Source organism: Methylobacterium sp. E-016 (genome assembly GCF_022829745.1).
Lineage (GTDB): Bacteria > Pseudomonadota > Alphaproteobacteria > Rhizobiales > Beijerinckiaceae > Methylobacterium.
This window is the reverse complement of sequence record NZ_JAKSYF010000197.1, coordinates 1-13,256: the sequence shown is the minus strand read 5'-3', so window position 1 is coordinate 13,256 and position 13,256 is coordinate 1. Positions and strand designations below refer to the sequence as shown.

Below are 13,256 nucleotides of genomic sequence, written 5' to 3'. Positions count from 1 at the left end.
CCTGCGGCCGGAGATCACGCGAGCGATCCTGCCAGCGCCGCGCGGATCGCGGCGAACCCGTCCGTGAGCGCGGCCGGGCCGGGCTGCAGGATCAACGGCGACTTGATCTCGTGGATGCGGCCGTCCCGCACCGCCGGGATCGCCGCCCATCCCGAGCGGGATGCGATGCGCGCGACGTTGACCTTCTTCCCGCACCACGAGGCCAGGATGACGTCGGGCGCCGCCGCGATCACGGCCGCGGGCGCGACGATCCGGTCGACGGCGGCGGCCATCCGGGCGCGGTCGGGAAACACGTCGTCGCCGCCGGCGTGGCCGATCAGCTCCGAGACCCAGCCGATGCCGGAGATCATCGGCTCGTCCCATTCCTCGAAATAGACGCGGGGCCGCCGACGGCCCGCGACCTCGGCGGCCGCCCGTGCCAACGCGTCGGCATAACCCTGCGCCAGGGCGTCGGCCCGGTCCGGCACGCCGACGAGGGCGCCGAGCGTGCGGATCATCGCGAGGCAGCCGGCGACGTCGCGCTGGTTGAACAGGTGCACGGCGATCCCGGCCCGGGCGAGGTCGGCAGCGATGTTCGCCTGGAGATCGGAGAAGGCGAGGACGAGATCCGGCTCGAGCGCGAGGATCTTCGGCAGGTCCGCGCTGGTGAAGGCCGACACGCGCGGCTTCTCGCGCCGGACCCGCGGCGGACGCACGGCATAGCCCGACACCCCGACGATGCGGCGCTCCTGGCCGAGCAGGTACAGCGTCTCGACGGTCTCCTCGGTGAGGCAGACGATGCGCTCGGGCGGAAACCGTCGCATCAGCCCTGGAACCACGCCAGCAGCCCGGCACCCGGTGCCAGAAGCACGAAGGCCCAGACGAGGGCCGAGAGGACGTTGGCCACCTGGAACGGCAGCCGGGCGACCCCGAACATGCCGGCGATCAGCGGCACCACCGCGCGGGCGGGCCCGAAGAACCGCCCGAGCGCCACCGCCGCCGCGCCCCAGCGCTTCAGGAAGACCTCGCCCTTGGCGACCATCTCGGGGTAGCGCCGCATCGGCCACAGGCGCTTGGCGCCCTCGCCGTAGGACCGGCCGAACTCGTAGGAGAGCCAATCGCCGAGGGCCGCGCCGACGGCCGCCGCGGTCACCACCGGCCAGAACGCGATGTCGGTCGCCCCGATCATCGCGCCGATGCCGATCAGGATCACGATGGCCGGCACCAGCAGCGACAGGAAGGCGATGGATTCGCAGAAGGCCAACGCGCCGACGATCAGCGGCGTCCACGCTCGGTGCGCCTCGACGAAGGCGAGGGCGGAGACGCGCAGCGATTCGAAATCCATGGTCCGCCTTGTCGAGGATGGGGGGTGCCGGGTGCGCGGGATGCCGAAAGCCGGTAACACGCCGCGGAGGCCACGCGTGCCGGGGAGATCGCGATGAACATCCTGTCGATCCAGTCCCACGTCGCCTACGGCCATGTCGGCAACGCCTCCGCGGTGTTTCCGATGCAGCGGCTCGGGGTCGAGGTCTGGCCGATCCACACGGTGCAGTTCTCCAACCACACCGGCTACGGGGCCTGGCGCGGACGCGTCTTCGACGGGCCGGCGGTCGAGGATCTGGTGGCCGGCATCCGCGAGCGCGGGGTGCTCGGCACCTGCGACGGCGTCCTGTCCGGGTACATGGGCTCGGCCGACATCGGCACCGCGATCCTCGGCGCGGTCGATGCGGTGCGGACCGAGAACGCCCGGGCGCTCTACGCCTGCGACCCGGTGATCGGCGACACCGGCCGCGGCGTCTACGTCCGCCCCGGCATCGCCGAGTTCATGGCTGAGCGCGCGGTGCCCGCCGCCGACATCGTGACGCCGAACCAGTTCGAGCTCGACCTGCTCACCGGCCTGCCGACCGGCACGTTGGCGCAGGCCAAGCGCGCGGTCGCCGCCCTGCAGGAACGCGGACCGCGGGTGGTGCTCGTCACCTCGCTCGTCACCGACGCGACCCCGCCCGACGCCATCGACCTGCTGGCCGGGGAGGGCGGCACGTTCTGGCGGGTGCGCACGCCCCGCCTCGACCTGTCGGTGAACGGAGCAGGCGATTGCATCGCCGCGCTGTTCCTCGTCCACTACGCCCGCACCGGCTCGGCGGCGCTGGCGCTCGGCATGGCGGCGGCCTCGGTCTACGGCGTCCTGCGGCGCACGCTGGCGGAGGGCTCGCGCGAGATCCTCACCGTGGCGGCGCAGGACGAGTTCGTGGCGCCGACCGAGACGTTTCCGGTGGAGACGGTCTGAGAGCGAGAGAAGGAACCTCTGGATGCCGCGCCGCTTCGTCACCCTGGACGTGTTCACGACGCAGGCCCTTTCCGGCAACCCGCTCGCCGTGGTGCTCGAGGCCGACGGGCTCGACGACGGGGCGATGCAAGCGATCGCCCGGGAGTTCAACCTGTCGGAGACGGTGTTCGTGATGCCGCCGGACGAGCCACGGCACCGGGCGAGGCTCCGCATCTTCACGCCGACCCGCGAGCTGCCCTTCGCCGGGCATCCGACCATCGGCACCGCAATCCTGCTGGTACTGCGCGAGGCGCGGCCCGAGTGGGCCGACGCCGTCGCGTTCGGCCTCGAGGAGGCGGTCGGCACGATCCCCTGCGTGGTCGAAACAGGCGACGGAGGGGGCCGGGCCCGCTTCAGGCTCCCGATCCTGCCGGACTACCTCGGCGAGGCTGCCGACGCCGCCGCTCTCGCGGCCGCGTTCGGGCTGGCGCCCGATGATATCGGCTTCGGGCGGCACCGGCCGAGCCGGCACGGCGTCGGCCCGAGCTTCACCTTCGTTCCGGTCGCCTCGCCGGACCGTCTCGACGCGGCGCGACCGGGCACGCTGGCCGACACCTCGGACGGCTTCCTGCTCTACGCGCCGGACACGGCGGAGATCGGTCTCGCCTTCCAGGCCCGGATGTTCGCCCCCGCCCTCGGCGTGGCCGAGGACCCGGCGACGGGCTCCGCGGCCGCCGCCTTCGCCGGCGTGCTGATGCAGTTCGAGCCGCTCGGCGACGGCACGCACGACGTCGCGATCACGCAAGGCGTCGCGATGGGCCGCCCGAGCGCGATCGCGCTGCAGGTCGTGGTCCAGGCCGGCGGCCTGCGCTCGGTCGAGATCGGCGGGGCGGCGGTGATCGTGTCGGAAGGCGTGCTCCATGTCTGATGCGGCGACGCCGGACTCACGGCCGTACGGTTTCGAGGTCGTCCGCCTCGCGCGCCTCGAAGCCCGGCTGGTGACCTACGATTGGGCCTGGGCGCGCGACAACGCCGAGCGCATCGAGCAGAACTGGATGCGGCGGCGGGCGGCGCAGCCCGCTCTGTTCGACGGGCCGGTGCTGGTGGCCTGCGGCTGCGCGATCGACGGCGACAGCTGTCGCCTGGACCTGTTCGAGACGCCGTATTCCCGCTTCCTGGCCTATCGCGACGGCGGATCGCCGGACGGGCACGTCGCCAACGCCTTCGCGGCGATCGTGCCGTGGAGCGCCGACTGCGCGGTCCTGCTCGGGCGGATGGGCGTGCATACGGCCAATGCCGGGCAGATCTACTTTCCCTGCGGCACGCCGGACCTCGACGACGTGCGCGGCGAGGCGGTCGACTTCTCGGGGAGCGCCGCGCGCGAGCTTCTGGAGGAGACCGGCCTCCGGGTGCCCGACGGGGCGACCGAGGACTGGGTCTGCCTGCGCGGCGAGGGCCAGCTCGCCTTCCTGCGGCCCGTCCGCTTCGCCGAGGACGCCGCCGCCCTGATCGAACGCATGGAGATCCACGCGCTGGGCGAGGACGAGCCCGAGCTCGCCGGGATCGTGGCGGTGCGCGAGGCCGCCGACATCGAGGCGGCGATGCCCGGCTTCGTGCGCGCCTACCTCGCCAGCGCCTTCGAGGCCGAGACCGGCGTCGCCGAGGTGACGCCCTGATCCGTCCGTGACCCGGATGCGTCGACAACCGGCGGTGCATCGGGCAGGCTTTCTTAGCCGTTTCGTCGCCATCCCGGAGTTCCGCATGACCCTGAAATCCAAGACCGCGATCGTCACCGGCTCGACCAGCGGGATCGGGCTGTGCATCGCACGAGCCCTGGCGCGGGACGGGGCGAACGTGGTGCTGAACGGCTTCGGGGAGGCCGACGCGATCGAGACGGCGCGCGCCGGGATCGAATCCGAGTTCGGCGTGCGGGCGCATCATTCGGCCGCCGACATGACGAAGCCGACCGAGATTGGCGAGATGGTGCGCGAGGCGGAAGCTCGCTTCGGCTCCGTCGACGTGCTCGTCAACAACGCCGGCATCCAGTTCGTGTCGGCGATCGAGGAGTTCCCGGGCGCGAAGTGGGAGCAGATCATCGCGATCAACCTGTCCTCGGCCTTCTACGCGATGCAGGCGGCGATCCCGGGGATGAAGGCGCGCGGCTGGGGGCGGATCATCAACACCGCCTCGGCCCACTCGCTGGTCGCCTCGCCGTACAAGTCGGCCTACGTCGCGGCCAAGCACGGCATCGCCGGCCTGACCAAGACCGCGGGGCTGGAGCTTGCCACGCACAAGATCACGGTGAACTGCATCTCGCCCGGCTACGTCTGGACGCCGCTCGTCGAGGCGCAGATCCCCGATACGATGAAGGCGCGTGGGCTGACCAAGGAGCAGGTGATCGACGAGGTGCTGCTGAAGGCGCAACCGACGAAGGAGTTCGTCACCGTCGACCAGGTCGCCGCGCTCGCCCTGTTCCTGTGCTCGGACGCTGCCAGCCAGATCACCGGCACCAACATCGCCATGGATGGCGGCTGGACGGCGCAGTAGCCCGCAGGCGAAAGCACCCCGCCGGTCAACCGGCGGGGTGCTTCGATGGCGCAGGATTTTAAAACGCGGGCTGCGTTTAGCGGCGCCCGTGCAGCAGCAGGGCGAGGCCGTAACCGACGGCGCCGGCGAGCACCAGCGCGATCAGCGGATTCTCCTCGACCCGCGAGCTGACCGCCTGGCGGCCGTCGCGCAGGTAGTCGCCGCGGCGGTCGTAGGCGTCCGAGGCGTAGTCCGTGACGTTGTCGGCGACGTCGCGCAGCTTGCTGCGTGCCTGCCCGTAGGCGTCCTTGGCCTGCCCATAGGCCTCCTGGGCGCGGTCGCCGGCCTCGTCGGCGACGTTGCGCACGGTGTCCTTGGCCTGACCGTAGGCCTCCTGCGTCTTGCCGCCGGCCTCGCGAAGGCGGCCTTCCGCCGAGTCGCGGTTGGACCCGACGAAGTCGCCAGCCGCACCCTGCATCTTCCCGCCAAGCTCCTTGGCACCGCCGACGATGCGATCCGTATCGACCATGGTCATCTCCTACCCGTCAGTTCTGCGCGTTTGATGGCGGCGTGACCCACGCCGCCCGTCGATCCGTGCCCGCCCGAGCGGGGTGCCGGCTACTTGCCGAGGATCTTGGTCACGAGGCGCCCGATCGGCGAGGCGGAGCTCGCGTTGCGGTCGTCGCGAACGACCTGGCGATCCTCGTTCCCGAGAAGCTTCGTGACGATGCGTCCGATCAAGCTCATGGTTCTCTCCGCGCGATGGGCGCCGCCGGGCGGCGCAGCTTGACCTCTCAACGGCCGATCGCCGCAGCCCGTTCCGTCGCAACGGAGGCGGTCGCGGCGCGGGCCGGCGTCTTGCTGGAGCTACTGGTGGCTCCGCAGGAACTCCGCCGCCGCATCGAGGGAGCGGCGCGCCTCCGGCAACATGATGTGCGCGAACTGCCAGACATGGGCGACCACCGGGAACACCGTCAGGGACACGGTGACGCCGGCCGCCCGCGCCTTCTCGGCCATCCGCACCGAATCGTCGCGCAGCACCTCCCGCTCGCCGACGTGGAACAGCAGCGGCGGCAGGCCGGCGAGATCCGCGAAGAGCGGCGAGATCCGCGGGTCGGCGGGATCGGCCCCGCCGAGATACATCGGCCCGAGGTTGATCAGCGCCCGCGGGTCGAACATCGCGTCGCGCCGGGCATTGCTGACGCGCGAGCCGTCCTCGGCGAGGAAGTCGGTGACCGGCGAGAACAGGGCGGCGGCCGTCGGAAGAGGCAGCCCGCGGTCGCGGGCCGCCAGCATCGCGACGAGCGCCAGGTTGCCGCCGGCGGAATCGCCGGCGATCGCCGCCGGGCCGAGCGCGGCGAGGGCGTTCCAGGCCGCGCACGCATCCTCGACGCCGGCCGGAAACGGGTGCTCCGGTGCGAGCCGGTAATCGGCGGCGAAGATCGTGAAGCCGCGCTCGGCCAGCGCGCCCGTCACCGGGCGATGCGATTTCGGCGAGCAGGCGACGAAGCCGCCGCCGTGCAGGTAGAGCAGCCGCCGCTCCGGTCCCTCGGGGCGGACCGGCCTGACCCATTCGCCGGGTATCCCGCCGACGGCGCCGGCCTCGTAGGTCGCGCCGGACGGATCCGGGAACGTCCGGCCGCCGAAGACCGCCCGGATCTTGCCCACGTCGTCCATCGCGCCGAGGCGGTTCCGGACGTTGCGCCTGACCATGTAGGACGCGAGATGCGCACGCAGGCTCGCCATGATGTCGTCTGCTCCGGATCTTCGATTGGGCCACGGGACGGCGCCCGGCACGATATGGTCCGGGCCCCGGCGATGAACAGCCGGGGTCACGTTCCGATCCGGGATCGATCCAGCACCCGCGGGGAAACGACCGCGTGTCGATCGCGCCGGGAAAAGCTTGGCCCGAAGCTTCCATAGCCGTCCCGATCAGCCAGCCGAGTTCCGAGATCCGATGTTCGACCGCCTCCTGCATGCCGGCCTCAGCATCCTTCTGCTGCTCGCCGTCGCCGTCCTGCTCTCGACGAACCGGCGTGCGATCCGGCCCCGCGTGGTGCTCGCCGCGCTCGGTCTACAGGTCGGCCTCGGCGCGCTGATCCTGTTCGTCCCGTCCGGCCAGTCCGGCCTCTCTGCCGCGGCCGGCTTCGTCCAGACCGTGCTCGGTTACGGCGACCGCGGCACCGCATTCCTGTTCGGCGGCCTCGTCGAGCCGCGGATGTTCGAGCTGTTCGGCGGCAGCGGCTTCATCCTGGCGCTTCGAGTGCTGCCGCAGATCCTCTACGTCTCGGCGCTGATCGGCGTGCTGTATCACCTCGGGATCATGCAGGCCGCCGCCCGCATCGTCGGCGCCGGCCTGCGCAGGCTGGTCGGTACCAGCCCGATCGAGTCGTTCTCGGCGGTGATCACCATCGCCATCGGGCAGAGCGAGATCGCGGTGGCGCTGCGCCCGTTCCTCGCGCTGCTGACCGGGGCCGAGCTGTTCGCGGTGATGACGAGCGGCGCCGCCTCCACCGCGGGCTCGATCCTGGCCGGCTACGCGGCGCTCGGCGTGCCGATGACCTACCTGCTCGCCGCCTCGCTGATGGGGATCCCCGGCGGGCTGCTCTTCGCCAAGCTGCTGGTGCCCTCGACCGAACCGACGCGGATCGCCACCACCCGGGTCGAGTTCGTCGAGACGCGCGCGGCCAACCTGATCGAGGCCGCGGCCGACGGCACGCAGAAGGGGCTCGCCGTCGCCGTCGCGGTCGGCGCGATGCTGATCGCCTTCGTCGGCCTGATCGCGCTCGCCGACGGCATCGTCGGCTACCTGGGCGGCCTCGCCGGATATCCGGCGGCCTCGATTCAGGGCATCCTCGGGTTCGCGCTCGCACCGCTCGCCTGGCTCCTCGGCGTGCCGTGGGAGCACGCGACGCTGGTCGGCGGCGCGATCGGGCAGAAGCTCGCCTTCAACGAGTTCTTCGCCTACGCCAACCTCTCGCCGGTGCTGAAGGGCGGCACCCTCGATCCACGCAGCCAGGCGATCGTCTGCTTCGCGCTCTGCGGCTTCGCCAACCTGTCGTCGATCGCGATCCAGCTCGCGAGCTTCTCCAGCCTCGTGCCCGAGCGCCGGTCCGAGATCGCCCGCTACGGCCTGCGCGCCATCCTCGCGGGCACCCTGTCGAACCTGACGAGCGCGGCCATCGCCGGCCTGTTCATCGCCGCGTGAGGCGGTTTGCCGGCCTCACGCCGGCGGCTGCGAACGTGTAGAACGGCGCCCGAAGACCCGATGTCGGCGACAGATCCCTCGCGAGGGATCGGCCCCGGCGAACGGGTCGCGGACGGTGGACCGGGGCGCGTCGCCATCGGCGGAGGACGGACATGACGACGGTTCTCGACCCTACGGCGGCGCAGGCCTCCGATGGCGCGCGCGCCGCGACGTCGCGGATCGTGCCGCCGTTCCGGGTTCCGCCGGAGCGCGAGCCGCCGATCCTCTCCTATCTCGGCGCGTTGCGCACCAACGCCCTCGTCGGCTGGCCGCGCCGAACCTACGACGATCTGATCACCCGCCGCAGCCTGCTCGGGCGGTCGAGCTTCACCCTGAGCGATCCGGATGCGATCCGCCGGGTGCTCGTCGACAACCAGGCGAACTATGCCCGCACCGCCGGTTCCGTGCGGATCCTGCGCCCGATCCTCGGCGACGGCGTCCTGATCAGCGAAGGCGCATCCTGGCGCCACCAGCGACGCTCGCTGGCACCGGCCTTCACCCCGAAGGCGATCGACGGCCTCGTCCCGCTGATCGACCGCGCGATCGGCGACGCGCTCGGCGAGTTCGACGTCGCCGCCGCGCGCGGCCCCGTCGCCCTGTTCGCTGCCCTTCACCGGCTGGCCCTGGAGATCGCCGGGCGCAGCATGTTCTCGGTGGCGATGGATCGGCATGGGGACGCGCTGCGCGGCTTCATCGCCGAGTATTCCGAGCGCCTCGGCCGGCCCCACCTCCTCGACATCCTGATGCCGCCGACCTGGCGGGCGCCCCTCGACTTTCCGCGCGCCCGGTTCCGGAAGCGCTGGACGCCCTTCCTCGGCCAGATCATCGAAGCGCGGGCCGCCGACGGGACCCCGCGCACCCATCGCGACCTGCTCGACCTGCTGATGGCCGCCCGCAATCCCGAGACCGGGGCGGCCTTCAGCTACGCCGAGGTCCGCGACCAGGTCGCGACCATGATCCTGGCCGGGCACGAGACCACCGCGGTGCTGCTGTTCTGGGCCGCCTACATGCTGGCGCTGGCGCCCGAGCTGCAGGAGCAGGTGGCGCGCGAGGTGCAGGGCGCGGACCTCGCCGCCCCGGCCGGCTGCGCCCAGGACGGGCGCCTGCCGCTGACCCGCGCGGTGATCGACGAGACGATGCGGCTCTATCCACCGGCCTTCGTCATCGTGCGACGCGCGCTCGAAGCCGACCGCGTCGCCGGCGTGGAGATCGCGGCCGGCGACATCGTGATGATCTCGCCCTGGGTGCTGCACCGGCACCGCCGCGTATGGGACGACCCGCACGCCTTCGATCCGGGCCGCTTCCTGCCCGGCGCCCCGGCGATCCCGCGCTACGCCTATCTCCCCTTCGGCGTCGGCCCGCGGGTCTGCATCGGCGCGCATTTCGCCCTGACCGAGGCGGTGCTGGCGCTCGCCCGCATCGTCGGCCGGTTCAGGATCTCGCTCGCCGATGGCCGCCCGGTGCTGCCGGCGGCCGTCGTGACGACCCAGCCCGAGCACGCACCGGACTTCCACCTGGTGCCGCGCTGACGGCCCCCCGTGCCGGCCCGCTGCGACATCGCGCCGTCACATTTAAACCACGGCCCGAACCTAGGCGTAGCGTCGCCCGACGACCGGGCACGATGCCGTTCCAGCCTGCCCGGTGCGCGTTCTCGATGCCGGGATCCTATGTGGATGCCCCATGTCGCACGTCACCGCGTTCCCGATCGCGCAGAACCCCCCCAAAGCGGCGTCGCCGCGCCTTCATGCGGTCGCCGCAGGCGAGGGCGATCCGCGCGCCATCGCGGTGCGCAGCCTCCGCCTCGGCATGTCGGCGCTCGATGAGGTCATCGCGCTTCTGGACGACGACCTCGGCGTCGCGTTCGAGCGGGCGGTCGAGACCATCCTGTCGGTGAAGGGCCGCGTCATCGTCTGCGGCATCGGCAAGAGCGGCCATGTCGGGCGCAAGCTCGCCGCGACGCTGGCCTCCACCGGCACGCACGCCTTCTTCGTCCACCCCACCGAGGCGAGCCACGGCGACCTCGGCATGATCGCCGCCGACGACGTGATCGTCGCACTATCGTGGTCGGGCGAGACGGTGGAGCTCGGCGACCTCGTCAGCTTCTCGCGCCGCTTCTCGATCCCCTTGATCGCGATCACCTGCAACGCCGACAGCACGCTCGGCCGCGCGGCGGACGTGCTGCTCGCCCTGCCGAAGGTGCGCGAATCCTGCCCCCACGACCTCGCGCCCACCACCTCGAGCCTGATCCAGCTGGCGCTCGGCGACGCCATCGCGGTGGCGCTCGTCGAGCAGCGCGGCTTCACCTCGGCGCGCTTCAAGACGCTCCATCCCGGCGGGACCCTCGCCGCACGCCTGAAGACCGTGCGCCAGCTCATGCACACCGGCGACGAGGTGCCGCTCGTGCCCGACGCGATGGTGATGTCCGACGTCCTGATCGAGATCACCCGGCGCCGCTACGGTTGCGTCGGCGTCGTCGACGCGGACGGGCACCTGATCGGCATCGTCACCGACGGCGACCTGCGCCGCCACATGGGCCCGGCGATCCTCGACACCACCGTTCAGCAGGTGATGACGGCCGCCCCGGTGGTGGTCGAGGCCGACCTCCTGGCGAGCGCCGCCCTGGAGGTGATGAACCGCAAGCGCATCACGGCGATCTTCGTGGTCGAAGCCGGCCGCCCCGCCGGCATCCTGCACATCCACGACCTGCTCCGCGCCGGCGTGGTGTGACCCCCGCGGCCGCACCCTCGCGGATGCGGCTCGAAGCTTCGTCTGCGAAAGCGCAGTCGGGCTTGAGCAAGGGGCGGGGGGAGTGCGGACCCGATCCTCCACAAACGAAAAAGGGGCCGGCGCTTCGCCAACCCCTCGCATCGCCCGTCGAAATCGATGGTACCACCGCCCCGGCTCGAACGGGGGACCTCTTGATCCACAATCAAGCGCTCTAACCAACTGAGCTACGGCGGCACTGCGGCGGGGTGTATCGTGGCGGCGGCGGCATTTCAAGCGGGTTCGACACCACGCCTGCGCCTGTGGACGGAGGCGTGCGCGAACCCGTAAGGATCGGGCGTGACCTGTCGTCCCATGCCCGCGCCGCGATGAGCCAGACCGCCGAGACCCCGCGCCGCTGCTGGGACCGCGCGACCCTGGTCCAGGCGCCCGGCCGGCTCCGCGTCCTCGTCCGCCGCAGCGAGGTCGGGCTCGTGGTGCTCTCCGGCCTGACCGGATGCGTCGCCGGCGCGGCGGTGGCGGGGATGAACGTCGCGACGCAGTGCCTTCGCGAGGCGCTGTACCGCCTGCCGCACGGGACCCGCCTCAGCGCGGCCGACGCCGTGACGCCGCTCGCCCTTCTCGTCGGCCCCTGCCTCGGCGGCATCCTGCTCGGCCTCGTGATCCTCGCAGCCAACGCGATCCGCGGGCGGCGGAGGCGGCCGGTGATCGATCCGATCGAGGCCAACGCGCTCCATGGCGGCCGGATGTCGCTGCGCGACAGCGTCTACGTGGCCATGCAGAACGTCATCTCGAACGGAAGCGGCGCCTCGGTCGGGCTCGAGGCGGGCTATACGCAGATCTGCGGCGGCCTCGCCTCGCGCCTCGGCATCGCCTTCGAGATGCGGCGCAACGACCTGCGCACGCTGGTCGGCTGCGGATCGGCCGCGGCGATCGCCGCCGCCTTCGGGGCGCCGCTGACCGGCGCGTTCTACGCCTTCGAGCTGATCATCGGCACCTACTCGATCGCGACGCTGACGCCGGTGGTGGTGGCCGCCTTGTGCGGCAGCCTGGTCTCGCGGAGCCTGGTCGCGGCCCAGCCTCTGGTCGCCCTCGACAACGTCCAGGCGGTGACGACGGCCGCGGTGACCGGCGCCGACACCCTGCCGAGCCTCGTCCTCGGCCTGTTCTGCGCCGGCCTCGGCATCCTGATCATGCGCGGCGTCACGCTGGTCGAGCAGGGCGTGGCGGCGACGCGGATCCCGCGGGTGGCCGGACCCGCGCTCGGGGGCCTCTGCGTCGGCGCGCTGGCGCTCGCGATCGGCCCGCAGGTGCTGTCCGGCGGGCACGGCGCTCTCCACGTCCACTTCGCGGACGGGGCCGAGGGCTACGGCACGGCGGCGCTCGTTCTGCTGTTCGTCGGCAAGGCGACGGCCTCGGCGATCTCGATCGGGTCGGGGTTCCGCGGAGGCCTGTTCTTCGCCTCGCTGTTCCTCGGTGCGCTCGCCGGCAAGCTGTTCGCGATGGTCGCGCCGGCGGTGATCCCGGGGCTCGCCGCCTTCGGGCTGACGCCGCTCGCCTATGCGGTGATCGGCATGAGCGCGCTCGCGGTCGCCGTCATCGGCGGCCCGCTCACCATGACGTTCCTGGCGCTGGAAGTGACCGGCAGCCTGCCGATCACCGGCCTCGTCCTCGTCGCGGTGATCGCCTCGTCGCTCACCGTGCGGAAGACCTTCGGCTATTCCTTCGCCACCTGGCGCTTCCACCTGCGCGGCGAGAGCATCCGCAGCGCCCACGACGTCGGCTGGATCCGCAGCCTGACGGTCGGTCGGCTGATGCGCAAGGACGTGCGCACCATCCCCCTCGATACGCCGATGGCGACCTTCCTGCGGGCGCACCCGCTCGGATCGCCCTCGCGGGTGATCGTGGTGGACGAGGCAGGCCGCTACGCCGGCATCGTCCTGGTGCCCGAGGCCCATGCCGCCGCGCGCGACGCGAGCGAGACGCCGGCGACGCTCGCCGACGTGCTGCGCCACCCCGACGACATCCTGACGCCCGAGCTGAACGCCAAGGAAGCCTCGGCGGCCTTCGACCGCACCGAGAGCGAGGCGCTCGCCGTGGTCGACTCGATCCGCGACCGGCAGGTCATCGGCATGCTCACGGAGAGCCACACCTTGAAGCGCTACAGCGACGAGCTCGACCGCCAGCGCCGCGCGATGCAGGGCGAGACGGACTGATCGACGGCCGACCGGCGCTCAGCGCGGGCGGCGCCCGACGCTGACGACGTTGCTCGGGCGGGCCTTCCGCTCGGGGAGGATGTCCTCGACCTTCCGGACGATGCTGGCGGCGTCGAGGCCGGCCTCGGCGTACATCTTGTCCGGGCTGTCGTGGTCTTGATAGCTGTCGGGCAGGGTCATCGTGCGCACCCGCAGCCGCATCGCGTCGAGCACGCCGCGCTCGGTCAGCAGGTGCAGCACCTGCGCCCCGAAGCCGCCGCGCGAGCCCTCCTCCAGCGTGATCAGAACCTCGTGGCTC

The 13,256-nt window shown here is 71.9% G+C and carries 14 protein-coding genes and 1 tRNA gene; 8 read left to right on the top strand and 7 right to left on the bottom strand.

Annotated features, from left to right (window positions below; all coding sequences use genetic code 11):
- Positions 1-14: 14 nt before the first annotated feature.
- Both MKK68_RS27535 and MKK68_RS27530 read right to left on the bottom strand, forming a co-directional pair.
- Positions 15-803: an ABC transporter substrate-binding protein gene (locus MKK68_RS27535; RefSeq protein ID WP_244033551.1), complete on the bottom strand. Its 789-nt coding sequence runs from the start codon at positions 801-803 to the stop codon at positions 15-17.
- Positions 803-1,324, bottom strand: coding sequence for a DedA family protein (locus MKK68_RS27530; protein WP_244033550.1), 522 nt, complete (start codon positions 1,322-1,324; stop codon positions 803-805). Before MKK68_RS27530 ends, MKK68_RS27535 begins: the two co-directional genes overlap by 1 nt.
- A 93-nt stretch (positions 1,325-1,417) precedes the next feature.
- Here MKK68_RS27530 and pdxY point away from each other — a divergent pair, with 93 nt between their 5' ends.
- The 4 genes from pdxY to MKK68_RS27510 all read left to right on the top strand — a co-directional run bounded on the left by pdxY (position 1,418) and on the right by MKK68_RS27510 (position 4,792).
- A complete protein-coding gene (gene pdxY / locus MKK68_RS27525) occupies positions 1,418-2,266 on the top strand; it encodes a pyridoxal kinase PdxY (RefSeq protein WP_147841039.1) in 849 nt (282 codons plus the stop codon).
- 22 nt (positions 2,267-2,288) lie between these two features.
- The gene (locus MKK68_RS27520; RefSeq protein ID WP_244033549.1) at positions 2,289-3,173 is read left to right on the top strand and encodes a PhzF family phenazine biosynthesis protein; all 885 of its coding nucleotides are present in this window, start codon (positions 2,289-2,291) and stop codon (positions 3,171-3,173) included.
- On the top strand, positions 3,166-3,921 hold the full coding sequence (locus tag MKK68_RS27515) for an NUDIX hydrolase (protein WP_244033548.1): 756 nt from the start codon (positions 3,166-3,168) through the stop codon (positions 3,919-3,921). The genes MKK68_RS27520 and MKK68_RS27515 overlap by 8 nt, the downstream gene beginning before the upstream one ends.
- Before the next feature lie 85 nt (positions 3,922-4,006).
- Complete coding sequence (locus MKK68_RS27510) at positions 4,007-4,792, top strand: 3-hydroxybutyrate dehydrogenase (protein ID WP_147726179.1); 786 nt, start codon at positions 4,007-4,009, stop codon at positions 4,790-4,792.
- 76 nt (positions 4,793-4,868) lie between these two features.
- Here the strand turns inward: MKK68_RS27510 and MKK68_RS27505 are convergent, their stop codons facing one another.
- The 3 genes from MKK68_RS27505 to MKK68_RS27495 form a co-directional block, all read right to left on the bottom strand.
- Positions 4,869-5,300, bottom strand: coding sequence for a CsbD family protein (locus tag MKK68_RS27505; RefSeq protein WP_147858824.1), 432 nt, complete (start codon positions 5,298-5,300; stop codon positions 4,869-4,871).
- Positions 5,301-5,389: 89 nt separating this feature from the next.
- Positions 5,390-5,518 carry a TFIIS helical bundle-like domain containing protein gene (locus MKK68_RS27500; RefSeq protein WP_147726177.1) on the bottom strand — a complete coding sequence of 43 codons (129 nt, stop codon included), beginning with the start codon at positions 5,516-5,518 and terminating at the stop codon, positions 5,390-5,392.
- 120 nt (positions 5,519-5,638) lie between these two features.
- Positions 5,639-6,517 (bottom strand): alpha/beta hydrolase, encoded by an 879-nt coding sequence (locus MKK68_RS27495; RefSeq protein WP_244033547.1) that lies wholly within the window; start codon positions 6,515-6,517, stop codon positions 5,639-5,641.
- Between the two features lie 211 nt (positions 6,518-6,728).
- On the opposite strand from MKK68_RS27495, the gene MKK68_RS27490 reads away from it, so the two are divergent.
- From MKK68_RS27490 to MKK68_RS27480, 3 genes are all read left to right on the top strand, one after another.
- Complete coding sequence (locus MKK68_RS27490; protein ID WP_244033546.1) at positions 6,729-7,979, top strand: NupC/NupG family nucleoside CNT transporter; 1,251 nt, start codon at positions 6,729-6,731, stop codon at positions 7,977-7,979.
- 152 nt (positions 7,980-8,131) lie between these two features.
- Positions 8,132-9,547 carry a cytochrome P450 gene (locus MKK68_RS27485; RefSeq protein ID WP_244033545.1) on the top strand — a complete coding sequence of 472 codons (1,416 nt, stop codon included), beginning with the start codon at positions 8,132-8,134 and terminating at the stop codon, positions 9,545-9,547.
- Between the two features lie 151 nt (positions 9,548-9,698).
- Complete coding sequence (locus MKK68_RS27480; protein WP_244033544.1) at positions 9,699-10,745, top strand: SIS domain-containing protein; 1,047 nt, start codon at positions 9,699-9,701, stop codon at positions 10,743-10,745.
- A 157-nt stretch (positions 10,746-10,902) separates the two neighbouring features.
- On the opposite strand, the gene MKK68_RS27475 is transcribed toward MKK68_RS27480, so the two are convergent.
- Positions 10,903-10,979, bottom strand: a tRNA-His gene (locus MKK68_RS27475).
- A 131-nt stretch (positions 10,980-11,110) separates the two neighbouring features.
- Between MKK68_RS27475 and MKK68_RS27470 the strand changes: the two genes are divergently transcribed.
- Positions 11,111-12,958 (top strand): chloride channel protein, encoded by a 1,848-nt coding sequence (locus MKK68_RS27470; RefSeq protein WP_244033587.1) that lies wholly within the window; start codon positions 11,111-11,113, stop codon positions 12,956-12,958.
- 18 nt (positions 12,959-12,976) lie between these two features.
- On the opposite strand, the gene MKK68_RS27465 is transcribed toward MKK68_RS27470, so the two are convergent.
- Positions 12,977-13,256, bottom strand: a 280-nt coding sequence (locus tag MKK68_RS27465; protein ID WP_279605537.1) for a transketolase C-terminal domain-containing protein, incomplete at its 5' end; no start/stop codon positions are given.

Coding starts and splice junctions, on each gene's coding strand:
- MKK68_RS27535 (WP_244033551.1), bottom strand. CDS start 803: ATGCGACGGTTTCCGCCCGAGCGCATCGTCTGCCTCACCGAGGAGACC.
- MKK68_RS27530 (WP_244033550.1), bottom strand. CDS start 1,324: ATGGATTTCGAATCGCTGCGCGTCTCCGCCCTCGCCTTCGTCGAGGCG.
- pdxY (WP_147841039.1), top strand. CDS start 1,418: ATGAACATCCTGTCGATCCAGTCCCACGTCGCCTACGGCCATGTCGGC.
- MKK68_RS27520 (WP_244033549.1), top strand. CDS start 2,289: ATGCCGCGCCGCTTCGTCACCCTGGACGTGTTCACGACGCAGGCCCTT.
- MKK68_RS27515 (WP_244033548.1), top strand. CDS start 3,166: ATGTCTGATGCGGCGACGCCGGACTCACGGCCGTACGGTTTCGAGGTC.
- MKK68_RS27510 (WP_147726179.1), top strand. CDS start 4,007: ATGACCCTGAAATCCAAGACCGCGATCGTCACCGGCTCGACCAGCGGG.
- MKK68_RS27505 (WP_147858824.1), bottom strand. CDS start 5,300: ATGGTCGATACGGATCGCATCGTCGGCGGTGCCAAGGAGCTTGGCGGG.
- MKK68_RS27500 (WP_147726177.1), bottom strand. CDS start 5,518: ATGAGCTTGATCGGACGCATCGTCACGAAGCTTCTCGGGAACGAGGAT.
- MKK68_RS27495 (WP_244033547.1), bottom strand. CDS start 6,517: ATGGCGAGCCTGCGTGCGCATCTCGCGTCCTACATGGTCAGGCGCAAC.
- MKK68_RS27490 (WP_244033546.1), top strand. CDS start 6,729: ATGTTCGACCGCCTCCTGCATGCCGGCCTCAGCATCCTTCTGCTGCTC.
- MKK68_RS27485 (WP_244033545.1), top strand. CDS start 8,132: ATGACGACGGTTCTCGACCCTACGGCGGCGCAGGCCTCCGATGGCGCG.
- MKK68_RS27480 (WP_244033544.1), top strand. CDS start 9,699: ATGTCGCACGTCACCGCGTTCCCGATCGCGCAGAACCCCCCCAAAGCG.
- MKK68_RS27470 (WP_244033587.1), top strand. CDS start 11,111: ATGAGCCAGACCGCCGAGACCCCGCGCCGCTGCTGGGACCGCGCGACC.